Source organism: Desulfotignum phosphitoxidans DSM 13687 (assembly GCF_000350545.1).
GTDB classification, from domain to species: domain Bacteria; phylum Desulfobacterota; class Desulfobacteria; order Desulfobacterales; family Desulfobacteraceae; genus Desulfotignum; species Desulfotignum phosphitoxidans.
This window is the reverse complement of sequence record NZ_APJX01000008.1, coordinates 109,480-133,624: the sequence shown is the minus strand read 5'-3', so window position 1 is coordinate 133,624 and position 24,145 is coordinate 109,480. Positions and strand designations below refer to the sequence as shown.

The window sequence follows — 24,145 nt, the reverse complement described above, 5'->3', positions numbered from 1 at the left end:
TGCTATAAATTTTTAAACAGATTTTTCAATTTATTGGAAATTTTGTTGCCATCCAGTTTGTCAAACTGCTTTAATAATTCCTTTTGCTTGGCAGTGAGTTTGGTGGGGGTTTTGATGAGCACCTTGACAATCTGGTCTCCCCGCCGGCCCGTGCGCAATGAAGCGATCCCCTGTCCGGAAAGCCGGAAGCTGTCTCCGAACTGGGTGCCTTTGGGAATGGTGAGGGTTTCCTCCCCCACCAGGGTGGGCACGGTGATATCGGCCCCAAGCGCTGCCTGGGCAAAGGAGATGTCAATGGCACAGACAATGTCGTTGCCGTCCCGCTGGAAAAATTTGTGGGGTTTCACATTGATGACCACATACAGGTCTCCGGACGGACCGCCCGGGCTGGGAGACGCTTCTCCCTCACCCGTCAGGCGCAGTTTGGACCCCACATCCACGCCGGCCGGAATTTTGACCTGCACCTTGCGCACGGTTTCCACACGGCCGGCCCCCACACATTTGGGACAGGGATCGGAAATGATACTGCCCCGGCCCTTGCAATAAGGACAGGTGGTCTTGACCTTGAAAAATCCCTGGCTCTGGATAAACTGGCCCGTACCGTGGCAATGGGCGCAGGTTTCCACGTCAGTCCCGGGCCGGCTTCCCGTGCCGTCACATTCGTCACACTGGGTCAGTTTGGGTATGGACACGGTTTTTTCAGTACCGAACGCTGCTTCCATGAAATCAATGGTCATGTTATAGCGCAGGTCAGATCCCCGCTGCACCCGGTTGCTCCGGCCCCCCCGGCCACCACCGAATCCGAAAAAGTCTTCAAATATGTCACCGAAGCTGGAAAAAATATCCTCAAATCCACCGGGTCCGGAATGGCCGGCCCCTTCCAGTCCCTGGTGCCCGAACTGGTCATAAATGTGGCGTTTGTTTTCATTGCTCAAAACTTCATAGGCTTCGGACGCTTCCTTGAATTTGTCTTCCGCTTCCCGGTTGTTGGGATTTTTGTCCGGATGGAATTTAATGGCCAGTTTCCGGTATGCTTTCTTCAGGGTCACTTTATCTGCATCCCGGGTCACACCCAGGATTTCATAGTAGTCGCGTTTTTCAGTCATAACTTACCCAATTGTTCCAGTTCGTTTCCGCATGGTTTTGTTTGTAATCTTTGCCCCGTTATGGTACGTTTCCTAGCTGTCTGTGATAAATAATATAAACTAATCCTGAAATTCAGGTTGTCAACGATGAACAAAGAACTTGATTTTGTCAAGGGAATGTTTGACAAAATCGCCCATAGATATGATTTCCTGAACCGCCTGCTCAGTCTCCGCCAGGATGTCATGTGGCGGAACCAGATGGTGCGGGCCGCGGCGCCGGGGCCGGAAAGCCGGATTCTGGATGTGGCCTGCGGCACCTGTGATGTGGCCCTGGCCTTGAGCCGCCATCTTACAGGCCGCACCCGGATCACAGGCCTGGATTTTTCCTATGCCATGCTGGATGCCGGCAAAAAAAAATGCGCTGCCCAATCCAACCAAAGCATCTGTCTGGTGAACGGGGACGCGCTGGCCCTGCCGTTCCTTCCGGAAACGTTTGATGCTGTGTTCATCGCTTTCGGCATCCGGAATATCATGAACCGGCCCCGGGCATTGTCTGAATTTTACAAGGTGCTCAAACCCGGCGGAAAACTGGCGGTTCTGGAACTGATAACCCCCCAAAACCCTTTTTTAAAACCCATTTATTTAAGTTATTTCAAAAAAGTGCTGCCGCTGATCGGGGCTTTTTTTTCAAAAGATAACAATGCCTATTATTATCTGCCTGAATCTGTTTTGAAATTTCCCGCGCCGGATGCCTTTGCCGGGATGATGTCGGAAACCGGATTCAGCCGCGTGCGGTTTAAACCCATGTCCTTTGGCATTGTCACCTTGTTTGTCGGTACCCGTCAATAATCCAGCCTTGCACTGAAAAAAAAACAGCATGAAAAACCAGCTTTTCAAAACCACCCAGGGCAAACTGCTGATCATCAGTATCTGTATGGCCCTGGTGCTTGTGGGTACCATCGGTTTTTATCTTGCCACGGATGCGGCATTGGCAAAAACCCTGATTCTCACTTTTTTTGCCAATACGTTCGGCGGCCGATCCGTTGGCATCGGCTTGTGCATCCTGCAGGGGCTCACCGCGTTTCCCACCATATTCTACAACTTTTATCTGGAAGTGATGGTGGTGCTTTTCACCTATGCCGTTTTTGCGTTGACAACGACCAACTACCTGCGGGTGGAATGGATAATCCGGGCCATGGAACGGGTGGCGGAAACGGCCCTGAAAAAAAAGCACAAAATTGAACGGTTCGGATGGTTCGGTATTTTTTTGTTTGTCATGATTCCTTTGCCTGTTACCGGACCCGTGGTGGGTGCCATCATCGGCAGTATGATCGGGCTGGGCTGGATCCGAAATTTTTCCGCCACATTTCTGGGCACCCTGACGGCCCTGGTCCTGTGGTTTGAATTTTTCGAATTCTTAGATGAGCGGTTTCAGATGATTCAGTCTTTTTTTGTCATCATCCTCATTTTGGTACTCATCCCCTATTTCGGAAAAATCCGCCGGCTCATTGAATCGTTGCGCCGGAAAAAACCGCTGGACCCCTGATGGGATTTCAGAACCGTTTTTTCAGAATCGTGGGAACTAAACACCGGGTGTCGTCTTTTTCGGGATATCCGATATTGTAATGAAGTCCGCGGCTTTCTTTTCTTGAGAGTGCAGATTGAATCACCAGTTTTGCCACGGTGGCAAGGTTTCTCAACTCCACCAGATCGGATGTCAGTTTAAAATCCCAGTAATATTCGTCGATTTCATCGTGAATGGTTTTGACACGCCGGGCCGCCCGCTGCAACCGCTTGTCCGACCGGACGATCCCCACATAATTCCACATGAGCCGCCGGATCTCATCCCAGTTATGGGACACCACAATGGCTTCATCACTGTCCGAGGTGTTGGTTTCATCCCAGGGTGCCAGGGTGACATCCATATTTTGTTTTCTGATGGCCGACAGATTTTTAACGGAATCCAGATACGCATTGTGGGCATAAACCAGGGCTTCCAGCAGTGAATTGGATGCCAGGCGGTTGGCGCCGTGAAGCCCGGTGCACGCGGTTTCTCCCACGGCATACAGCCCCTGGACATCGGTCTTTCCTTTCAGATCCGTAGCCACCCCGCCGCACATGTAATGGGCCGCCGGCACCACGGGGATGGGATCCGTGGTGATATCGATGCCGTATTCCAGGCACCGGGCGTGAATATGGGGAAACCGCTCACGGACAAAATCAGGATCTTTATGGGAAATATCCAGAAATACCGATTCCGCCCCGGTTTTCTTGAGTTCACTGTCAATGGCCCTGGCCACCACGTCCCGGCAGGCCAGTTCTTTTTCCGGGGTATAGTCTGCCATGAACCGCCGGCCTTTGGCATCGATCAACACGGCCCCTTCACCCCGCACAGCTTCGGAAATCAGAAAATTCTTGGCTTCCGGATGATACAGGCAGGTGGGATGGAACTGGACAAACTCCAGGTTGGCCACGGACGCCCCGGCCCGGTAGGCCATGGCAATACCGTCGCCTGTAGCGATATCCGGATTGGAGGTATACAGATAAATCTTGCACGCCCCTCCCGTGGCCAGCAGGGTCACGGCCGCATGAAAGGTTTCCACCCGGCCGGTGGCATTGTCCAGTACATACGCCCCGCAGCAGCTGTTTTCATAGTGGGTCACCAGCACACCGCTGCGAACGGTGGAAGAAACCGTGATCAGGTTCACGGCCACATGATCTTCCAGAATGGTGATATTGTCATGTTCTCTGGCCTTTGCCACCAAAGCGTCTTCAATTTCCCTGCCGGTCAGGTCATGGGCATGGATGATGCGTTTGACGGAATGCCCGCCTTCCCGGCCCATGGAAAAATCAAATTTACCCGTGCCTGCCATGTTGAACCGGGCACCCAGATCCACCAGTTCCCGGATCCGGTCCGGCCCGTTTTCCACCACCATTTTTACCACTTCCCGGTTACACAGGCCATCCCCGGCTTTGAGGGTGTCCGCCACGTGCAGATCAAAAGAATCCTGCTTTCCGAACACGGCTGCCACCCCGCCCTGGGCCAGGGCCGTGTTGCTCTGCTGAATATTTTTTTTGGTAATAATGGTGACATGCCCGTGTTCAGCGGCCTTTAATGCATAACTCAGTCCGGCGATACCACTGCCGATCACCAGAAAATCGGTTTTTCGGATCATAATAATGAATGTCTCTTTTTCTTCCGGGTACTCAGCCCGAGGATCAATCCCACAATAAACACGCCGGCCCCGCTCAGAAACCACAGCATGGCTTCATTGTTCAGATTTTCCTTTAGCATTGAAATCTGCTGTGCCTGCTCTTTTGACAATTGAACCAGGGCTTTGTATTTTTCATTGAGTTCCATAAAATCAGCCGATGCCTGCTTCAAATCCCGGTATTTTTCTTCGATATCCGCTAAGGCCTGATTTTTTTCAGCCAGGATCTGATTCTGTGTGTCAAGTTTTTCAAGTGCGTCTGCCAGGTCTTTATTTTGTTTTTTCAGCGTTTCAACCTGAAATGTCAACGGCTTGTCTTCTGTCAGAAAACGGGTCAAAACCCACCCCTGTTTTTGATTCTCTGTCTGAACCAGAGACCAGTCCGATTGATACTCCATCACTTCCAGCCGGGAACCGGATTCCAGCATGGCCAAAATTTTATGTTCGACCCCCGGCCCGGTGCGCATGGTGATTTTGGTAATCCCGCTCACATACATTTCCTGGGCCCCGACCCCGGACACCCACCCCCATACACACAGGATAACGCATAGTTTCATCCATTTGGTCATTTAGGTTTTGCATACTCCTTTTATTGTTTTATTGACATGGTTATTTCATTACCATTGCGGTTCCGGTTTATCAACCCGAAATCACGTTATCCACCCCAATCCATGTTTTTCTTTTTGCTATACGAAAAAGATTTCAAATTTGAAAAGATATGACTATAATGGCAAAAATTTTTCGTTTCAAAATAAAACATGACAGCAGGATTTCGCAAACCCGTGTACCCGAACAAAGGAGACCCATGATGGAGAAATGGCAGACCCCTTACTGGCCGGAAGGTGTGGCCCATGATGTGACCAATTACCATTATCCGCTGACCCAGGTCCTGGACCGGACGGCGCAAAAGTACCCCGACAACGTGTATACGATTTTCAACGGCGCATCCAGAACCTATGCCCAGGTCAAGGATACGGCCGACAGAATCGCCAATTTCCTTGCTGCCAGCGGCATTAAACAAGGAGACAAGATTGCGATTTTTCTTCCCAACATTCCCCATTTTCCGGAAGTGCTTTTCGGAATCTTGAAAGCCGGTGCCGTGGCCGTCAACTGCAACCCCATCTATACACCCAAGGAACTCCATTACCAGCTGAACGATTCAGGATCCAAAATGGTGTTCTGCATGGACCATCCCGAATTTTACGCCAACACCCAGGAAGCCATTAAAGACACGCAGGTGCAAACCGTGATCGTGTGCAACGTCAAATCCTACCTGCCCCGGCTCAAGGGGTTTATCGGCGGCCTGCTGGGCAAAATTCCCAAGGCGGACAAGATCGATCCCGGCCATCACATGTTTGACGACATTGTGGCGGCATCATCTCCGACCCCGCCGGATATCACGGTATCTCCCGAAAAAGACACGGCCATCATGCTGTACACCGGCGGCACCACAGGCGTCCCCAAGGGTGCGGAGCTCACCCACACCAATTTCACCTACAACCTGGAAGCCTGTGAAGAATATTTCCGTCTTGTGCACGAACCCGGCGGCAAACCGGAAAAAATGCGCCACGGCGGATACCACACTTATTTAGGCGTACTGCCCTGGTACCACAGTTTCGGTATTACCAGTGCACTGTTGTTTTCCGCTTTGTCCGGGAGCCGGCTTATCTGCATTCCGGACCCCCGGGCCGGGAACCCGCCCTTCACCGGGGTGATGGAAGCCGTACAGAAATACAAGCCCACCTTTATCACGGCTGTTCCCACCATTTTTGTGGCCTTTACCAACTATCCCCATCTGGAAAAATACGACATCTCCTCCATCATGGGGTGCCTGTCCGGCGGAGCCCCGCTGCCGCCGGAAGTATGCCGGCAGTTTGAAGAAAAAACCGGGTCCATTATTTTTGAAGCATACGGCCTGACGGAAACCGCCCCTGCCGTATGCATCAACCCCTCTTTCAAGGAAACCCGGAAAATCGGTTCCATCGGGTTTCCCCTGCCGGGCACGGATGTTAAAATCGTGGAACTGGAAGACAGCACCCAAGAGGTACCGACGGGCGAAAACGGGGAACTGGCCATCTGTGGTCCCCAGGTGATGAAAGGGTACTGGAACAGACCCGATGCCAATGAAGAGGTGTTTGTAACCATTGACGGGAACCGCTATTTTCTCACCGGCGATATCGGATTCATCGACAAAGACGGATATATCATTATCACGGACCGCAAAAAAGACATGATCATTGTGGGCGGTTTCAATGTGTATCCCCGGGAAGTGGAAGATGTTCTTTACACCCATCCCAAGGTGGAACTGGCCGCCGTGGTGGGGGTGCCGGACGAAAAAAGCGGCGAAAAAGTCAAGGCGTTCATCAAATTCAAACAGGGAGAAACCGCCACAAAAGAAGAAATCGATGCCTTTTGCAAGGAAAATATGGCCGGATACAAGCGGCCACGATTTATCGAGTTCAAAGAAGACATCCCGCTGTCCAATGTGGGCAAGGTGCTGCGCCGGGTATTGCGGGACGAGGAGATCAGCCGGTAATGATCTGAACGGCTTCCGCCGCCAGGGTCAGACCGAATATGCCCGGGATCCAGGGAATAGTGCCCATGGGCGGCCGTTGCCGGCCGTGACCGGGACTGTTTCCTGGATCTTGTGCTTCTTGTTCGGGCAAAATCTTTGCATCCGGTGATAAAACCGGGGGTTCCAAAGAGTACACGCACCGGATTCCCGTGAACACGCCCCGGCGATGCAGCCGGCGGCGTACCACCCGGGCCAGGGGGCACACCTGGGTGTCGCTGATATCGCCGGTTCTGATTTGGGACACCTCTTTTCGGCCGCCGGCCCCCATGGAAGAGACCACACAAAGATCCATCTGCCGGGCCGCCACCAGCAGATTGACCTTGGAATTCAACCCGTCGATGGCATCCACCACCACGTCCAGATCCGGAGACAACAGCGTATCTAAACTGTCTGCATTCACAAAGGTGTCACAGATGTCCACATCACAGGCCGGATAAATGTCTTGCACCCGGGCCCTGGCGATCTCTGCGTTTTTTTTCGCCCAAAGTGGAATGAAGCGCATACAGCTGTCGGTTGATATTGGACATGTCCACCCGGTCAAAATCCACCAGGCGCAGATACCCCACCCCGGCTCTGGCCAATGCTTCAACCGCAAAAGACCCCACGGCGCCCAACCCGAACACCGCTACTCTGGCATGTCCCAGTTTTGTCACGGCCTGTGTGCCCATCAGACGGGCGGTCCTGTCAAACTGATTCATATCCGGCATACGCACCAATCAATCCTATTTCTGGCGGTAAGATTATTGTACCACGAAGATCACGAAGAGGCCCTTTCTTCGTGCGCTTCGTGATCTTCGTGGTTTCATAAAAAATCAAATCACCCCCGCTGCCGGGATGATCGGGCCAAACACGGCCCGCGCATTGGCATAGGCCTGACCGACAAAATCAACGACCGGCACACCGGCCCGGGCCGCCGCGATCCGGGCGATGGCCGGCAGGTTTTTGGGTTCATTAAGACCATGGGGATCCGGGTCCGGCATACTGGGATAGATATCCGGGGCATCGGTTTCCAGCAGGATCCGGTCCCCGGGCACGGCCTTCAGGGCGTTCACCACTTTTTTGGCCCCGGGCCGGGTCACGGACCCGGAAAAAGAGATATACAGGTTATACCGGATCAATAATTTCACCATCTCTGCGGATCCGGAAAAAGAGTGCACCAAACCCGGAGTTTTCAAAGGGCCTGTTTTTTTCAGCAACCGGATAAACGGGTCCCAGGCCTTTCGGATGTGAATGTTGATGGGCCGTTCCAGATCCTGAGCCAGGGTCAGGTGCCAGGTGAATACGGCCAGTTGCCCGTCCCGGTCCGCGTGTTTGTCCATGAAATCCAGCCCCGTTTCTCCGATGCCGCAGGATTTGGCGGCCACCCGGTCCCCCAGCACCTGCTGCCATTTAGGTGTCAAAGCATCCAGAAACCAGGGGTGGATGCCGTAACAGGGAACAATGGCCGGGTACTGGCGGGCCAGCGTTGCCGTGGCCTCAAAATTTTCTTCCATGGTGGCACAGGACACCATATGGGTCACCCCGGCATCTGCAGCCCTTTGAACAATGCCGGGGACATCTTTCACAATCCGGTGATCATGCAGATGGCAATGGGCATCCGCGTATTGCAGGATGGGTTCCGATGTCATGATCCGGGTCTTTTTCTGATAATGGTTTCACAGATATCCGCCACCGTGCCCGCGGCTGTCCGGATGTCCCACCGGGTTTTGTCCCTGTCTCCCACCCGGTTGGAAGCGGCCCGAATCTCTGCCATGGGCACCTGATACAACCCTGCCACATGGGCGGCTGCCGCGCCTTCCATGGATTCCATCACCGCGCGGTACGCATGGGACAGGGCGTTCGCCTTTTCCGGGGACCCGGTAACTGCCGATACCGTGATAAACGGGCCCTGGCCCACCCGGCAGTTCAGGGACCGGGTCAATTGGTCTTTGCAGGCATGGGCCAGTTTCAGGTCCAGTGTGTAAATTCCCTGCCGGGTAAGGCCCTGACCGGCAATCAGGTCAAACGGCAGCGGAGACAGGCGCGAACATGCCGCATGTGTCCCGGGCCGGGAGAGATCCACCCCGGCGTGCACATACGTGTCTTTCACTGCCACGGCCGCATCCCCGATATCCAGACCCGTGCCGGCAAACACCCCGGCAATCCCGGTGTGAAGAATGAACTGAGGCCGGAACCGTTCCAGACAGGCCGTCAGTGCCCATACGGCGTTAAACACCCCGGGACCGGATATGACCAGATGCCAGGATCGATCCGGGCTGACCATCACATCCGGGTTCCCGGGAGTATCCCCCATGGATTCGGCCGGGTGACGCGCCAGAAATGCGGCCATTTCCAGCCGGGTGGCACACAGAATCAGCACCGGCGCGGCCATGGCATCACTTTGACAGATGATGGTGAAGGGCCATCAGAGCCATGTGATACCCAAAATGTCCGAATCCGGTGATCTGGCCCATCACCATGTCCGACAGCAGCGAGGTGTGACGAAAAGATTCCCGCTTGTAGATATTGGACAGATGCACCTCCACCACGGGGCAGGTCAGCATGGCCAGGGCATCTCTTAACACCACGCTGGTATGGGTGAGCCCGCCGGGGTTGATGATCACCCCGGCGGATGACATTTCGTAAATCCGGTGAATTTCATCCACCAGGGCCCCTTCGTGATTGGACTGAAAAAAATGCAAAGACAGGCCCAGGGGTTGTGCTTTTTTTGTCAGTTCCCCGTGGATCTGATCCAGGGTAAGGGAGCCGTAAATTTCCGGCTCCCGTTTTCCCAGCATGTTCAGATTGGGACCGTTTAAAACAAAGATATCAGACACCGGCTGCCGCCTTGAACCCCAGGTCAAACGCCTTGAGGTTCACATCCAGGAATGCGGGTTTGACCCGGCGCCTGATGGCTTCCTCCACCACATCCCGGTCAAATCCCAAAGCCCCGGTCTGAACCAGGGCCCCTAACAGCACAATATTGACACTCATGGGACTACCCGCCTCCCGGGCCAGAGACATGGCATCAATGGCCACCAGTCCGGCGGTTTTGGCCTGGATCAGTTGTTTGATCTCTTCCACGTCCGGATACGTGCCCAGCCCGACCGCCACGGTAAAGGGCGGCACGGGCGCGGTATTGGTAATCACCTGGGTCGTTTTATTGCACCGTTTGATGGCCCGCAGGGTCTCGGCCGGTTCAAATCCCAAAAGAATATCAGCTTCCCCGTCCGAAATAATGGAGCTTTCCGCGTCTCCGAAAACCATGGCGGATTCCACCACGCCTCCCCGCTGGGCCATGCCGTGAATTTCACTCATGCGCACGGGCACTCCGGCAAGCAATGCGGCCTCACCCAGCACCTTGGATGCCAGAAGATTGCCCTGCCCGCCGACGGCTACAATGATAAGTCTGGTTGTTTCCATATATTCACATCCTTGTATTTTCAAGTTATTGCTTCAGGGGCCGGATGGCGTTCTCCGGACAGATCTGGGCACAGACGGCACAGCCCACACAGGTGTTGGCATCAATGGCCACGCGATTGTCCTTGTCCAGATAAAAGGACGGACAGGCAATGGTGGTGATGCAGTCCCGGTGATCCACGCATTTGTCAGACACCATAAACGGCCTGATTTTTTTCAGCTTCAGACTTTTGGCATACAGGGCGCAGGGTTCCTGGGAGATAATCACGGACACTCCTTTAAAGGCCAGGGCTTCCTTGATCACATCAATGCTTTTCTGCACTTTGAACGGTTTGATGATGGAGACATGTTCCACCCCGACGGCACGGACCAGTTTCTCGATATTGACCCGGCCGTATCCGGACAGGCCGAACCGATCCATGTCCACGCCCGGATGAGGCTGATGTCCGGTCATGGCCGTGATATCATTTTCCAGAATGACCAGCGTAAAATTGTGGTTGTTGAACACGGCATTGACCAGGCCGGTGATCCCGGAATGAAAAAACGTGGAATCTCCGATAAACGACACCACTTTCTGATCCGTGGCCTTGCTGAACCCGCAGGAAGAACTCACGGAAGATCCCATGCAGATGACAAAATCACCCATGCTCAAGGGCGGCAGAAATCCCAGGGTATAGCACCCGATGTCATTGGGACAGATCACATCCATGTCTTTGGCCGCCTGTTTGACCTCGTAAAATGTGGCCCGGTGGGAACATCCGGAACATAAGTTGGGGGGCCGCATGGGGATTTCCGGGATATCTGATGTGTCCACAGACGGTTTCGGCGTATACGGCACATTGAAAAATGCCGCCATTTTTTCCCGGACCATGGCGGGATCATACTCAAACAACCGGGAAAACAGGTCATCGGACTTGCCTTTGATGGAAATGGTGATGCCCTGTTCCTGGGCAATGGCTTTGACCGCCTCTTCCATGAACGGCTCGCCCTCTTCCACCACCAGCACTTTTTCACACCCTTTCAGAAAATCGGCAATCATTTTTCGGGGCAACGGATTGGAAAACCCCAGGCGCAGAATTTTTGCCCGGTCCGTCAGCCCCAGGTCTTTGACCGCATCTGCGGCATAATAAAAACTCACGCCGTTGGTGATGACCCCTAAAGGCCCTTGTCCCTGAACAAAATTATAGGATGAGGTGTCTGACAATCGGGCCGCGTTCTTCATTTTTTCCAGCACCTTGACATGCAGGCCCCGGGACACGGCCGGCACGGTGACGCAGCGATGGGGATCTTTTTCAAACCGGCCCTTCGTGTTTCTGGGCTTGATTTCCCCAAAGGTGACAAACGCATTGGAATGGTTGATCCGGGTGGTGGTGCGCAAAAGCACCGGCTGTTTCAAAGATTCGGACAGCTCAAACGCGTCTTTGATCATATCCTTGGCTTCAGCCACAGAAGACGGCTCCATCATGGGTAGGTTCCCGAATTTGGCGTAATAGCGGTTATCCTGTTCGTTCTGGCTGGAGAACATGGCCGGATCATCCGCGGTAAGAATCACCATGCCGGCGGTCACGCCCACATAGGCCAGGGTCATGAGCGGGTCCGCCGCCACATTGAGCCCGACATGCTTCATCATACAGAACGTGCGAAGTCCTGAATTGGCCGCTGCCGCCGCCACTTCCAGTGCCACCTTTTCATTGGTGCTGTACTCGAAGTAAAGATCTGATTCCTGAGACATCTGGAACAGGTTCAAAGAGATTTCAGACGAAGGGGTGCCCGGATAGGTCGTGGCAAAGGCCACCCCGGCTTCCACAGCTCCCCTTGCAATGGCTTCGTTTCCCAGGAGCATGATCTTCTCTCCCGGGAGGTCCTGTAACAATTTGTGCATGAGTCCTCCTTGGTTTAAGCGTGAATGTTACGCATACAGTTTTTCAGCGACGTCAAGGGAAGCGGCATATCCCTTGAACCCGTCAATATCTTCACACGACTGAATCGTTCCTGAAGCAAAAAAACCTTCCACCATGCTTTTTTCCCCGTGCCGGATCAGCCCCATGAACAGCACGGGCACCAGGCTGATGTTGTTTTTTCCTTTTTCACTGGCAAATGCCGGCGGCGGGGATGATTGATATACGGCGAACAGCGGGTGGGTGATCGGCATGAGCTGAACAATTTCAGGGGCATGCGTGTGCGTATGTTCGTGGCAATGATTACACATGGGTAACACCTCTTATCGTATCGGTTGATGGATGGCCATTTTAATGTTTAGCTTGAATATAGCCGTCATATGGCTATTTCACACTATCAAATATTTATATTATAACCGTGCTGCTTTGCAAGGAAAACTCTTGTTTCTGCAAATATTTTATTTGCGGGGAGGACCGACAGGACCGATCCGTTCCCGGTATGTTGACAGGGTCTGCCCCTTTCCGTGATCTGCATCAGAATCAACCCAGGACCCGGGAAAGGGCCTTTTGGGTGAAATGATACACGGAATGACAGTAATGGCAGCGGATCTCCAGAGGAAAGGGACCGTTTTCCAGAATATCGGTCCGGACATCCGGGGACAGATTTTTCAGATACCCCTGCATGCGTTCCCGGGAACACCGGCAGAAAAACGATACCCGGGTCTGGTCCAGCAGCCGGGGAGACAAGGGGGCAAATGTCTCCATCACCACATTTTCCACTGATTTTCCCCGGGCCAGCGTCTGGCCCGGGGGATCCATCTGCCCAAGGATCTGTTCCGCAATATCCAGCGATTGTAAATCCGCTCCGGGCATGCCCTGGAGAAAAATCCCCCCGGCACCGGTCACGGCCTGGTTTTCATCAAACACCACACTTAAGTTCAGTCCCGTGGGAATCTGTTCCGACTCCAGAAAATACGCGGCCAGGTCTTGGGCAATGGTGCCGTGTGCCAGGTGAACCCGGCTGGAATAAGGGTGTCTGGCATCTTCCAGATATTTGGTCACGGTCAGAAATCCCGCCCCGAACAAAGCAGACAACGATTGGGTATGGGCTGAATCTGAAGCAACGATTTCCGGGGTTTTCAAAAATCCCCTGACTTCTCCATACCCATTGGCTTCCACGTCCAATCCTTTGATGGGCCCTGAACACTCGATGCTCAGGCTGATGCGGTCTTCCCCTTTGAGGGTGGTACTCAGCAGGGCCCCGGCAATATATGCCTGCCCCAGAATCAGGGTTTCCACAGGTCCCAGTTCATGACTGGCCCGCATTTCATTCACCATGAGCGTGGCATGCACCATGGCGCCCTTGATTTTGTTATCTGCCATGACAAAGCGGTGTACCCGGTCTTTGGCGGCCGCTTTAAACCGGGCTTTGACATCTTGCTTGAAAATATCTTTTTTAATCATCTTGAATCATCCATTTAGCGTTGAATTGTTTTCTCTGTCAAACCCCCGGTACTGAACCGCTTCCGCCACATGTCCGGTCCGGATATCTGCAGATTGGTCCAGATCCGCGATGGTGCGGGCCACTTTAAGAATGGAATGAACGGCCCGGGCCGAAAGCATCAAGGTGTCTGACGCACGGGCCAGCAACCGCTGCCCGTTAGCATCCAGGCGGCAGTATTTTTGGATTTCCCGGGTACCCATGCGGGCATTGCAGAAAATGGAAACGGACTTGAACCGTTCGATCTGAATGCGCCGGGCCGGCATCACCCTCTCCCTCACACTGGCGGAGTCCTCGGATTTCTTCCGGGAAACCAGGGAGGCAAAAGACACCCTGGGAACCGCCACCTGGATATCCATCCGGTCCATCAAAGGACCGGAAATCCGGGATCGATAAGCCTGGATCTGGGAAAAACTGCATGTACAGGTATTGCCGGGTTCCGACAGATAACCGCACGGGCATCCGTGAGCTTCAGAATAACAACTTTTCATCATCTTTAACATATGTCTCTAATTATCAGATAAAACATGAAATTCCAATGACAGTTTTCAAACCAGATTACCCTCAGACGATTCATTTTCTTGGTGATCTCATCCGAAAAACAAGGATGGACTTAAATTTACAGATCAAAGATTTAGCAAAATTATTAAAGGTCGAAGAAGATACTATCATCAATTGGGAATACCGGAGGATGCAACCTACCCTACCCTGCCTAAAATCAATTGTTGAATTTTTAAAACCTCATATTAATGGATCTATGCTTGAAAATGATTTTTGGCAGCTTTGTTTCAAAAATAATAAGTTTTATCCTCAGCAACTAAACACCTTCGGTGAAAAATTACGTGCTACCAGGATGAAGAATTTTTTATCCATTCCACAGGTAGCCAAGGAATTTAATGTTGATCCGACATCCATAAATCGGTGGGAGCTTGGAAAATCAGATCCTTTACCAAAACTTAAAGACATGATTTTAGCCTGGATAAAATCAGATGAAAATAATATTAGCACCACATTCAAAACATTTCATAAAAACACAAAAAAATAGTTGGAGCACCTAAGCTGTGGGCTTCCCTACAGACTATTCTTTAAGATATTTTACCAGGTCAAGATACCAATTAAATTCTTTTTCAGGCATCAAGTTAATGATAGAACCAATCCGTTTTAAGGCTTTATAATGATTTCCGGCTTCCAGCTTACCCAAATATTTTATGAAATTTTCTCGGGGTATCACCCTTCTATTTGTAAGCCCCATAACAAAAATCATATAGAACCATGCTTTTAATGGGGTTCTTGTCCTATGAAAAATGGTGTCGGTCATCAAGGAATGCTGAAACTGACACTGCCGACATTCATAAAGTTTTTTCGATGCATTATAGTAATTTTTGTTATGGCCACACTTACTGCATTTAAATCCCTCGGGCCATTTCCATTCCTCCAACCTTTTTTTACAAACATCTTCAGTCGGAAATCTTTTTTCAAATTCTTCTAAATCAGAGCGATGCTTCCTTAGGAACCTTTGTTCTTGGTCTGGCTTATAATATTGAAGTTCTTTCATTAGACTCACCTGTATAATATTTCAGATGTCGAATTTTCGGATCAAAGGCTCAAATACAATTTCATGTTTTCGGAAAAAAGGCAACGCTTTTGATTTTTCGGAATAACTGCAACATTAAAATTTTCGGTACAAATTAATATGTGAATAATATTTTTCGGAATTAAAGAAACAAATTTCCCTTAAAAACACCGTTCTTTACCTTCAGATCGCAGTTCAATTTTATTCGTTTATGTGTGCGTGGCAAAAACCCATTTTCATTATCAAAGACTCAGTTTAGCAAGTGAGATTTTTATATGGCACGCAATAACACGGAATGGGAAATTTCAATTAATTTTGTACCTTTTGAATCGACTGAAATTCGAGACAAGAGTTACGAACTTTGGGCCAATTCATTTAACCATTTTCAAAAAAGGACCTCACCCAAAATTGGATCACCCAAAAATCAAATACCCAAAAAGAGGATATATCAGAAAAAGACGATGTGTTTAAAAAAACAAAGTAATAGACAGGAGGTTTATTATGAAGAAGAGAAAAAAGAACAACGATGAAACAAAAAAATTAAATCAAAAATCAAAGAGTGCGAAAAAAAAATCAGAGACTATTATAAAAAGCATGAAAAATTTTCATCCACTATGACAACGTATGCCTGGCGTTTGGGTAAAAAATTAAATAAATTAAAAACACTGAATAAAAAAATTGGGGGAAAATGGGAACCTTATCGACAAAAAAAATTCCCTTACATAAGTGCAAAGAAAGCCCAACGTTATATGAGGCTTGCTCAGCACATAGATTTAAAAAAATTTCCAATATTATCATTAATACCAATCTGTGAATTAGAATCGTTTATTCTGTTGTGTAAAGAGAAAAGATTTTCCATCAAAAAGGAACTAAAAATTTTCAGTCAAATGCCGGAATTCGAAAAAGTCATAGATGATGAAAATCTAATCAAAGATTGTAAAAAAATTTTCAAAGAAATCATGGATCTGCACAGGAAAAGTTCACCTGATTGGTCAAGCATAGTTGCACCAAACTTAGATTATCAATCGGAAATAAATGAAAATAGAGGAATTAAGCAAAAAATTAAACGCATGCAGCAAAAATCGTTAAAAAAAGAAGGCAAAATTCATTCTGGAGAGTTGATCATTTCGACAAATCGTGCTGCCAAAAAGCTTGTGAAAAATTTTGATCTCATTTTGAACAAAAAATACAAAATTGTTAAATCAAATGATTTTGGTGATTTAGATTACGAAACAATCAAAAATCTTTTTGCACATTTAAAACAACTCAAGGCTTTGCATAAAACGGAATTTGCGCGGAATCATGATATGCCGGGTGAAGACGACGTTTGAAAAAACCGTCAAATTTGTCGTTTTTTTGTGGAGTGGGGTGCCTTCGTTCGGTAGGTGTCCCACCCCCCTCATAATTCAAATGAATAATATCGTTTAACCAATAAAGTCAAATTTTATCTGCTGCAATATTTTTATAATAGGAGAATTAATATGAGCAAAATTGAATGGACTGGAGATACATGGAATCCAGTCACTGGCTGTACCAAACTAAGCCCCGGCTGTGATAACTGTTATGCGGAAAGAATGGCAAACCGATTAAAAACCATGGAAAAGCAACAAAGGTACAGAAATGGCTTTGAAGTGACCTGCCACCCTGACCTGTTAAACATACCATTAAAATGGAAGAAACCTAAAACAGTATTTGTTTGTTCTATGGGTGACCTTTTCCACAAAAATGTACCTGTGTCGTATATTAAATCAGTTTTTACCATTATGAACAAAGCCCATTGGCACACTTTTCAGGTTTTAACCAAAAGGTCAAAACGACTGCACAAACTCAAGGATCGCCTTAAATGGACTGACAACATCTGGGTTGGTGTATCTGTTGAAAACAATAATCTCATTAAGAGAATTGACAGATTGAGAGAAGTCCCGGCCAATATCAAATTTCTTTCAATTGAACCACTATTAGGGCCAATGCGGAAAATGGACCTATCCGGCATTGATTGGGTTATCGTTGGTGGCGAGTCCGGCCCCGGTGCCAGACCGATCGAAGAGAAATGGGTGATAAATATTAAAAATCAGTGTGTAAAGAATGGTATCCCTTTCTTCTTTAAACAATGGGGTGGCACAAACAAGAAAAAAACAGGACGTCTATTGCGGGGGAAGGTATGGGACCAAATGCCGGAGATAAATGACTCTTTACGGTTGTTTGGGTAAATCAGTCCAAGTATCCCGGTTGTTAAATTGAATGAAGCCCAAGCAATACCATAACAAATGAAAAGTCCAAAATTTGGATATGTCCAAATTTTGGACTTTTTAACTTTAAATAGATCGACGAATATTGTTCCACACTATCAATGCAGTCAACTACGTATTTAAAAATACTATCGCTTGACCGAGCAGGTTTGCATGGCGTACCATCTTTCCAACTTTCCTTGTGGATTAACATCTTAATGAGATTAAAAATATGATTCGCTATGAGTATTCTAAAAATGGAGAGAGACGTCTAATCTCAAGAGTGTTGAGAAATATCCATAAAATCAAGGCACATATTCATACCGGGAAATTTTCCTCAGATTATTCTTTCAATGAAGTGCGTAAAGCTCTCGGTAATTTTAAAATTACCGATAATAATTATAACAAAAATTATGAGCGTGCCGCCATACGCAACACCAAGAAGCAACTTTTTAAATTATTTTTCAACAACCAGAAGCCTGGGGTGCCAAAAACTTATCTGGAAATTTATGGAAAAACTTTATGTCACAGTACCGTGAAAGATTTATATCAAAAATTACCGCATTTACGGGTTTCACAGCTTGAATATACAATTGATTTGTTTTGTAATAATCATGAAGAGGTGGCATATTTGTTTTATATCTTGAGAAGACATCTGTTTTTCCCTTATGCTAAATCGACTTCAATGTCCGGAGGCAGGTATTCTTTGTTGGACCTTAATAGATCAACCAATGCGGTATTTGAAATAAATTATAAAAGTCGTATTTGGGCAGCTAAAGTGTATGAACGAGGGCCTGATGGGCCAAACAATCAAACAGCCGTGAAAAGGAGAAAACGTTGGAAACATTTAGATTGTGATCGTGTTCGAATTGAAATCACAGCTAAAAGAAAAAAGTTGAAAACCAAAAATACAGCAACCATAGAGGAGTTATTCAATAGCCCAAAGTTCACAAAAATGTTAGGATTTCAAAATAGCCAGAGAAGCCATTTTAATTTTAAATGTTTTAAAAGCCATAAGGATTTACCCAAATTTTACGAAGAGTATTCAACAACAGATGCCAATGGCAATTATGAATGTTTTCAAGAAGAATATTTTAATGCTAAAAATACATTTATAACCAACTCCTCTCGACTTATTGAAGAAAACACGGAATTAAATTCTCTTAAAAAAAGGATAGTTAAATCGGTTGAATCTTTTGATAAAACATGGATACAAAAAACAAAAAGATTGGAATTAATTGACGTCAACCGTGATGATATATAATATATATAATATATACATTATCATCATCATAATCACTCAAACTCTATATTTATAGGTTTTTCAGAGCATTTATAGCCATTAACTCAACATATTGGCTGAATTATTTTATGTCAACCACTATAGCCCCCCAAACTTATAGCCAGTTATATCTTTAGTATGCCCTGAACCGTCTTCTCTACAGAAGGAAAAAGATTACCCCTGAATTATCATTACGCCTGGTCCGCTAAGTTAACAGCCACTATTAATAGTTCTTTAAGGTCCTACGGCTTGGGAGAGAACCACCGCTCTAAAGATAGAAACCTTGCCATTTAAACTAAATCGTATAGACTTTAAGCTGCTGATGAGACCGAATATCTACACTGCACGAAACTTTACCTGAGAACACCGGGAAAAAGCCCATCAACTAGGTGATACCCCCCGTTGGACTCGATACTTGATGAAAAGGACACGTAAAGTGGGGTTTTCAAAGGTTAAAGCGCATGATTGAGCGCCCCCTTGTTACTATAGTTAATATCAGAGTTTCTCTGCCTAACCCTTCAAACCATACAATCAAGTGTGAGCACCCTATCTTCACTCCCATATGTGAAAGCCGACCCACGCATCAACCCAAACCCCACATCTAAGGCACTGCGGATCACTGATCACACAAAGCACGGCACCTCTCTACCAAACAGCCCTGTAGACTGATCCGCTCTCCGCCGTACCGAAATACCACACAGCAGATACTACATCATATGCGCCCATAGTTGTGATTGAAAAAGAGGTGAGTTTTCCTCAAAACGCCCATTTAACAGGGCTGAGAGCTCTATCAATTTGGTAAAACACCGTAGTGCTGCTTTTACCATTTACTATAAACTTTGAAATGCGGTTAATCTTCATCTTAAACTACCGCCATCGATCCTTTTCTTGTATACGGGAAAACCAATCCCTGAGTGGAAAAGTTGAGGTCTTCCCAAACACATTGATTTGACAATGGAAGGACTTGCCTTATTGGGGACCACAAACCCCGTTTGTGTGGTGATCAAAAAAGCCTTACCGGATATAATGGGAACACAGCGGGATAATCACCATACACAAATTCGGACAACTGAGACTGACCTTGCCACAAACTGGCAAAAATTTGGGGAATGTACCCAGACTTTACGGATATAGAGGCAAACGCTGACGTCCCAGGGCCAGTTGATATTCAGTTTTTCTGTTGCTCATAGGCCGGTTATTCCAAAGAAAGTGCTATTGCAGGCCTTATTTCGTCAGACAGTTCATTGGGAGCAGTCCTGGTTTGGTTGGTTTGTCAATCAGGCCCTCAAATCCGATTCCTGGAAAAAACCTTGGCGGGAAAAGAGTTCAAGCCCTGAAACTCATTGGATAATGATTTTATGGAAAATGACAGATATTGCACCTGCATTTACGATTGAACGGCAGCGGTCATAACCCTGTAAATCTAATCATACTTACAGACGTCCACCCATTTTTTAAAATTTGAATACTTTTCCAGCTCGTCTATGGTCAAACGTATAGAAGAGTTGCTGTCACCGGCAGCCGGGATGACTTCTGTATGCTTTTTCAATGACACATCCAGGTAAACATCAATTGGGTTCTTCAATCCAAAAGGGCAAACGCCACCAACTGCATGCCCTGTGTACTCAAGGGCTTCATCTTTATTGAGCATTTTGGCTTTCTTTGAGAACTGCCCCTTGTACTTTTTATTATCAACCTTTGCCTTGCCAGCAACGACAATTAGGATGGGTTTCTCGTCAATTTTGAACGACAGTGTTTTTCCTATCTGATCAGGATCGACGCCGTGAGCCTTGGCAGCCTCTTCAACTGTGGCGGTAGAATGTTCCAAAACCATAACACGGTGGTCCATATTGAATTCTACAAAATATTTCTTAACGGCTTCCAATGACATTTTCTGACCTTTAATTTTCAATCCTTATGGTGTCCGTAACATGCGTCACTGAAGATATAATAGAATCGTGGAGGTCATACAAGGATAAAAAGGCCAACCCCACCTCCAGGATAAAACATTGCCAATATCCTTTTGTTCCTAAAAAAAACGTTACCCTCCATGAATTTTCACATGAGAAGTGGTAGTGACCATTTCATAAAGACCCTCAAGCATATTAAACAGCAGCAGGTTTGAATGCAGTGTTTGGCTGCGCTCAATGAATTTAAAACAACTGACTTGGGAACAACCTGTCTTTTTAATCTGAAGTTGGTTTCATGATGCCCGTTGTCGATACTACATTACTTCTTGATACGCTATATTGCACAATGATTGTTGAGTTCTGAAGAAATCCATGATATCGGAATAATTGTTGAGTATTCATGCAGTCAAGAATTGTTGCAAAATTCGAAACAGTTAGCCAGACCAAATAGTGAGCACTGGAAAATCAAATCATGGGTCCATAATTTTATCTTCAAACACCAGAATTATACCATGATTGTTGGGTTTCGGTTTATTAATTTTCGGATGTGGGATTGTTTTATGATAATTCGTTTATAAACTTTGGCCTATTAGTCAATCCATCTACCTTTTCCCATAAAGAGTGTCTTTATATCACCGTTTACCCTGAAACTCATAATTAGGAGATAAGGAGCAAGAAACATTATTCCGCCGAAAAGGCCTAAAATTCCCAAAGAAAACCCAGCGGCAGAAAAGTTATGCCGCCATGTGAGCCATAAACCGGATAGAATCAAAAAGCACATAAAATCAAAATTGAACTGCCCTGGCCATGTCATTGCAGCAATATCTCCAAAGAAAATTGGTAGCAGATTCCAACCATGATTCGAGATAACAATACCTGTGTAGGCAAGGACTCCCACAATAAAAACAACCATCAACAATCTAAATGCATTCATTTTAAGCTCCCCTTTTAAAATTATTTGAATTTTAGTTTAGAATATATTAACCTTGAACAGGTAAATAAGTCTATTACCTCTGAGGTAAAAAAATGCAATTTTTGAAAATAAGTAATGAAAAAAATCCATCTATTGGTGAAGTGTTACGTTTCTGGCGAAAGTTGAAAAGGATCAGTCAGATGGATCTGGCTCTCGACGTCGGAGTGTCCACCAAACATTTAAGCTTTGTAGAAACGGGAAGATCAAAGCCCAGCCACAACCTTGTTTTAAAAATCGCCCAAGCACTAAAACTACCACTCAGGCATCGTAATTCATTTTTAAAAGCCGCCGGATATGCCGCTATGTTCAGCGAGGAGCCATTCAATGGACAAAAACTTGAAATTGTCAGGCATGCCTTAAAACGTATGCTGGAAAAGCATGAGCCTTATCCAGCATTTGTGATCAACTCCGCCTATAAGATTCTCATGGCGAATTCCGGCTATGTGAAGATGATCGAATTCCTTGCGGGGAAACAAGTTCTAACAAAATACGACAATATATATCATCTGACATTCGCAGAAGACGGTTTGAGACCGTATATAAAAGATTGGCCTGGAATAAAACAGTTTATGCTAAACCGCCTGTTAGATGAAGCTGTTTCGACTCAAAACGCTGAACTATCCACATTATATGAAGAGATAAAAGAACTGGACAAAGACAGTTCGTTAATGGATTTTCAAGTTGACGACAACCTGCCGATACTGAGTTTGACCTTTGAAAAAGATGCCATGCAGGCAAGTTTTTTCACCACAATTACAACACTGGGCAGTCCGATTGACCTAACCACCCAGGAACTTCGTATTGAGTCTCTTTTCCCGGTGGATAAAAACACCACCGAATTGTTTCCTTTAGAAATCTCTTAAGACCTTTTTTGGGGGTTATATTTGCCTCCCTAAAACAGGGAGTACTTTGTCTATTATTGCTGCCCAGATCTGATTTTCAAAAAGTATGAACTGGCAGATGTAATGTGGGGTAGAGGCGGAGTTGCTGATAATTATCCGAAAGGAGAGTATTCACGGCTCTGAAAAATCAAGAATACCGATATAATCATTCATTTTGTTACACGCTCTTTGAAATAACCGGGCCAAAGAAAAACTTCAGCCCGGCCATAAATGGAATCAACCATGCAGGTTGTCAATCCACCGCATGGCTTCAGCATCACTGATTTTGCCCAGATACCGCTGGGTCGTTGATAAATTCGAATGGCGTAGCAGTACCTTTGACACAATTTCCAGGGGTGTGCCTGAGCGTGATGCATAAGTGGCTGCATGCCGGCGCAAATCATGAGGCCTGACATGAATATCGACAAGGTTGCCGGCCTTTTTGACAATCAGCCTGGCAGCTGCATATGTCAGCGGAAAAATTCTGGCATCGGGGTTAATCCCCTTTTCTCGAATATAAGTTCGGAGCCGGTCTGCAACTTTTTGAGGCAGAAATACAACTTCAGCCTCTTTGCCGCTTTTGGGATCTCGAATGATGGCCTTACGGTCATCAATATCCATGGGTCTTAGCTTCAGGACTTCCCCGACACGCATACCGCTTCTGGCCATAAGTTCCAACATCAGCCGGTTCCGTTGATTGCTGGTTCTGAAAATGATCTCATCCACCGCATCTTTTTCGAGTATCTTGAATTGGGTGAATTTTCCGGCCCTGAAAAGTTTGCGCAGTGCAGGATTGTCACATGGATTTGTGATTTTAGGATCAAGGGAATTTTTGACAAAATTAAAAAAAGCAGATATGAGGGTGAAACGGAGTTTTTTGGTGTTCTGGCTGTTGCCATCTGTAACCGTTGACATGAAAGCAAGAATGTCTTCGGATGAGATGGCGGAAAGATTTAAGTCACCAAAATGTTTTAGGAAACTGCCGAGGATGAACTCATAATTGCGCAACGTATTTTTTTTTCACGTTCATACGCTGGTAATTGAAAAAGTGGGTGGTGCAATGGGTGATCTTCATGACGGACCTCCTTTTATTGTATTTTGTGAAAAGGACCTGACGTGCATGTCAAATCAGCAAACTAAATTTAAGGATACCAAAAATACTGAATAAAATAAAACGAATGGAAACAGATTTCTGGAAGTTGCAAGATGGTTGACTGTTGTCAGGCCCAAATATGGTAAGGACCCCCTATGTCAAGATAGATGCCGCCTCAATTGAAAATTAAAATGGGGCATTGAGGAGACTGTCATGGGATATTCTATCCAAATTAAGGAGAATGTGTTACAAAGGCGGGAGCTTGAAGTTTTATACCATGATTGTGGGGTTTGATTTGCTTTATTTATTGTGGATTATTGTTTTTTTGCTTGTGTTTGTGTAATCTAGTCAGTATCCACAAAAAAATGAGTGTCGATGGTATCCGACGATGTATCCTTGGTGAAAAAATCTGACCTCAATGATAACCATCTGTATAGTTAATTTTCTATGTTTTTTCAGTGATGTCCGGTTAGGTTTTTGCATAAGTCCGCAACCAAATTTTTTCCCATAAAAGTCATTTTTTAGTTGACAAATC

General features: G+C 47.0%; 25 protein-coding genes. 8 read left to right on the top strand and 17 right to left on the bottom strand.

Annotation, left to right across the window (positions count from 1 at the left end; translation table 11 throughout):
* Positions 1 to 2: 2 nt before the first annotated feature.
* Complete coding sequence (gene dnaJ, locus DPO_RS17145; protein ID WP_006965494.1) at positions 3 to 1,106, bottom strand: molecular chaperone DnaJ; 1,104 nt, start codon at positions 1,104 to 1,106, stop codon at positions 3 to 5.
* Between the two features lie 126 nt (positions 1,107 to 1,232).
* Between dnaJ and ubiE the strand changes: the two genes are divergently transcribed.
* Positions 1,233 to 1,934: a bifunctional demethylmenaquinone methyltransferase/2-methoxy-6-polyprenyl-1,4-benzoquinol methylase UbiE gene (gene ubiE, locus DPO_RS17140; protein WP_006965493.1), complete on the top strand. Its 702-nt coding sequence runs from the start codon at positions 1,233 to 1,235 to the stop codon at positions 1,932 to 1,934.
* 28 nt (positions 1,935 to 1,962) lie between these two features.
* Positions 1,963 to 2,631 carry a small multi-drug export protein gene (locus tag DPO_RS17135; RefSeq protein ID WP_006965492.1) on the top strand — a complete coding sequence of 223 codons (669 nt, stop codon included), beginning with the start codon at positions 1,963 to 1,965 and terminating at the stop codon, positions 2,629 to 2,631.
* Positions 2,632 to 2,638: 7 nt separating this feature from the next.
* Here DPO_RS17135 and nadB read toward each other — a convergent pair whose 3' ends face one another.
* Positions 2,639 to 4,261: an L-aspartate oxidase gene (gene nadB, locus DPO_RS17130; protein WP_006965491.1), complete on the bottom strand. Its 1,623-nt coding sequence runs from the start codon at positions 4,259 to 4,261 to the stop codon at positions 2,639 to 2,641.
* Positions 4,258 to 4,866 (bottom strand): TIGR04211 family SH3 domain-containing protein, encoded by a 609-nt coding sequence (locus DPO_RS17125; RefSeq protein ID WP_006965490.1) that lies wholly within the window; start codon positions 4,864 to 4,866, stop codon positions 4,258 to 4,260. Before DPO_RS17125 ends, nadB begins: the two co-directional genes overlap by 4 nt.
* A gap of 239 nt (positions 4,867 to 5,105) precedes the next feature.
* Between DPO_RS17125 and DPO_RS17120 the strand changes: the two genes are divergently transcribed.
* A complete protein-coding gene (locus tag DPO_RS17120) occupies positions 5,106 to 6,833 on the top strand; it encodes a long-chain-fatty-acid--CoA ligase (protein ID WP_006965489.1) in 1,728 nt (575 codons plus the stop codon).
* On the opposite strand, the gene DPO_RS17115 is transcribed toward DPO_RS17120, so the two are convergent.
* The 10 genes from DPO_RS17115 to DPO_RS17075 form a co-directional block, all read right to left on the bottom strand.
* Positions 6,823 to 7,320: a tRNA threonylcarbamoyladenosine dehydratase gene (locus DPO_RS17115; RefSeq protein ID WP_006967522.1), complete on the bottom strand. Its 498-nt coding sequence runs from the start codon at positions 7,318 to 7,320 to the stop codon at positions 6,823 to 6,825. The two genes, DPO_RS17120 and DPO_RS17115, sit on opposite strands and share 11 nt — an antisense overlap.
* Positions 7,295 to 7,579, bottom strand: coding sequence for a tRNA threonylcarbamoyladenosine dehydratase (locus DPO_RS26480; protein ID WP_006967521.1), 285 nt, complete (start codon positions 7,577 to 7,579; stop codon positions 7,295 to 7,297). The genes DPO_RS17115 and DPO_RS26480 overlap by 26 nt, the downstream gene beginning before the upstream one ends.
* 105 nt (positions 7,580 to 7,684) lie before the next feature.
* Positions 7,685 to 8,500 (bottom strand): TatD family hydrolase, encoded by an 816-nt coding sequence (locus DPO_RS17110; protein WP_006965487.1) that lies wholly within the window; start codon positions 8,498 to 8,500, stop codon positions 7,685 to 7,687.
* Positions 8,497 to 9,243, bottom strand: coding sequence for a futalosine hydrolase (gene mqnB / locus DPO_RS17105; protein WP_006965486.1), 747 nt, complete (start codon positions 9,241 to 9,243; stop codon positions 8,497 to 8,499). The genes DPO_RS17110 and mqnB overlap by 4 nt, the downstream gene beginning before the upstream one ends.
* Before the next feature lie 4 nt (positions 9,244 to 9,247).
* The gene (gene aroQ, locus DPO_RS17100; RefSeq protein ID WP_006965485.1) at positions 9,248 to 9,688 is read right to left on the bottom strand and encodes a type II 3-dehydroquinate dehydratase; all 441 of its coding nucleotides are present in this window, start codon (positions 9,686 to 9,688) and stop codon (positions 9,248 to 9,250) included.
* A complete protein-coding gene (locus tag DPO_RS17095; RefSeq protein WP_006965484.1) occupies positions 9,681 to 10,274 on the bottom strand; it encodes an indolepyruvate oxidoreductase subunit beta in 594 nt (197 codons plus the stop codon). Before DPO_RS17095 ends, aroQ begins: the two co-directional genes overlap by 8 nt.
* Before the next feature lie 25 nt (positions 10,275 to 10,299).
* Entirely contained in the window at positions 10,300 to 12,153 is a 1,854-nt protein-coding gene (gene iorA / locus DPO_RS17090) for an indolepyruvate ferredoxin oxidoreductase subunit alpha (protein WP_006965483.1), read from the bottom strand.
* Positions 12,154 to 12,180: 27 nt separating this feature from the next.
* The gene (locus tag DPO_RS17085; RefSeq protein ID WP_006965482.1) at positions 12,181 to 12,480 is read right to left on the bottom strand and encodes a hypothetical protein; all 300 of its coding nucleotides are present in this window, start codon (positions 12,478 to 12,480) and stop codon (positions 12,181 to 12,183) included.
* 229 nt (positions 12,481 to 12,709) lie between these two features.
* A complete protein-coding gene (locus tag DPO_RS17080) occupies positions 12,710 to 13,633 on the bottom strand; it encodes an Hsp33 family molecular chaperone HslO (RefSeq protein ID WP_006965481.1) in 924 nt (307 codons plus the stop codon).
* A gap of 6 nt (positions 13,634 to 13,639) precedes the next feature.
* Positions 13,640 to 14,164, bottom strand: coding sequence for a magnesium chelatase subunit ChlI family protein (locus DPO_RS17075; protein ID WP_040011784.1), 525 nt, complete (start codon positions 14,162 to 14,164; stop codon positions 13,640 to 13,642).
* A gap of 44 nt (positions 14,165 to 14,208) precedes the next feature.
* Here DPO_RS17075 and DPO_RS17070 point away from each other — a divergent pair, with 44 nt between their 5' ends.
* Entirely contained in the window at positions 14,209 to 14,715 is a 507-nt protein-coding gene (locus DPO_RS17070; RefSeq protein WP_040011731.1) for a helix-turn-helix domain-containing protein, read from the top strand.
* Between the two features lie 33 nt (positions 14,716 to 14,748).
* Here the strand turns inward: DPO_RS17070 and DPO_RS24085 are convergent, their stop codons facing one another.
* Positions 14,749 to 15,225 carry a transposase gene (locus DPO_RS24085; protein ID WP_006965478.1) on the bottom strand — a complete coding sequence of 159 codons (477 nt, stop codon included), beginning with the start codon at positions 15,223 to 15,225 and terminating at the stop codon, positions 14,749 to 14,751.
* A gap of 632 nt (positions 15,226 to 15,857) precedes the next feature.
* Between DPO_RS24085 and DPO_RS17060 the strand changes: the two genes are divergently transcribed.
* The 3 genes from DPO_RS17060 (at position 15,858) to DPO_RS17050 (ending at position 18,735) form a co-directional block, all read left to right on the top strand.
* Positions 15,858 to 16,574: a hypothetical protein gene (locus tag DPO_RS17060; protein WP_006967519.1), complete on the top strand. Its 717-nt coding sequence runs from the start codon at positions 15,858 to 15,860 to the stop codon at positions 16,572 to 16,574.
* Between the two features lie 150 nt (positions 16,575 to 16,724).
* On the top strand, positions 16,725 to 17,453 hold the full coding sequence (locus tag DPO_RS17055) for a DUF5131 family protein (RefSeq protein ID WP_006965475.1): 729 nt from the start codon (positions 16,725 to 16,727) through the stop codon (positions 17,451 to 17,453).
* A gap of 250 nt (positions 17,454 to 17,703) precedes the next feature.
* On the top strand, positions 17,704 to 18,735 hold the full coding sequence (locus tag DPO_RS17050; RefSeq protein ID WP_006965474.1) for a hypothetical protein: 1,032 nt from the start codon (positions 17,704 to 17,706) through the stop codon (positions 18,733 to 18,735).
* A 1,441-nt stretch (positions 18,736 to 20,176) separates the two neighbouring features.
* Here the strand turns inward: DPO_RS17050 and DPO_RS17045 are convergent.
* Both DPO_RS17045 and DPO_RS17040 read right to left on the bottom strand, forming a co-directional pair.
* Positions 20,177 to 20,644, bottom strand: a complete 468-nt coding sequence (locus tag DPO_RS17045; RefSeq protein ID WP_006965473.1) for a YbaK/EbsC family protein — start codon at positions 20,642 to 20,644, stop codon at positions 20,177 to 20,179.
* Between the two features lie 608 nt (positions 20,645 to 21,252).
* Positions 21,253 to 21,597, bottom strand: coding sequence for a hypothetical protein (locus DPO_RS17040; RefSeq protein WP_006965472.1), 345 nt, complete (start codon positions 21,595 to 21,597; stop codon positions 21,253 to 21,255).
* Between the two features lie 92 nt (positions 21,598 to 21,689).
* On the opposite strand from DPO_RS17040, the gene DPO_RS17035 reads away from it, so the two are divergent.
* Positions 21,690 to 22,499 carry a helix-turn-helix domain-containing protein gene (locus DPO_RS17035; protein ID WP_006965471.1) on the top strand — a complete coding sequence of 270 codons (810 nt, stop codon included), beginning with the start codon at positions 21,690 to 21,692 and terminating at the stop codon, positions 22,497 to 22,499.
* 255 nt (positions 22,500 to 22,754) lie between these two features.
* On the opposite strand, the gene DPO_RS17030 is transcribed toward DPO_RS17035, so the two are convergent.
* Complete coding sequence (locus DPO_RS17030; protein WP_006965470.1) at positions 22,755 to 23,432, bottom strand: tyrosine-type recombinase/integrase; 678 nt, start codon at positions 23,430 to 23,432, stop codon at positions 22,755 to 22,757.
* Between the last annotated feature and the right edge of the window lie 713 nt (positions 23,433 to 24,145).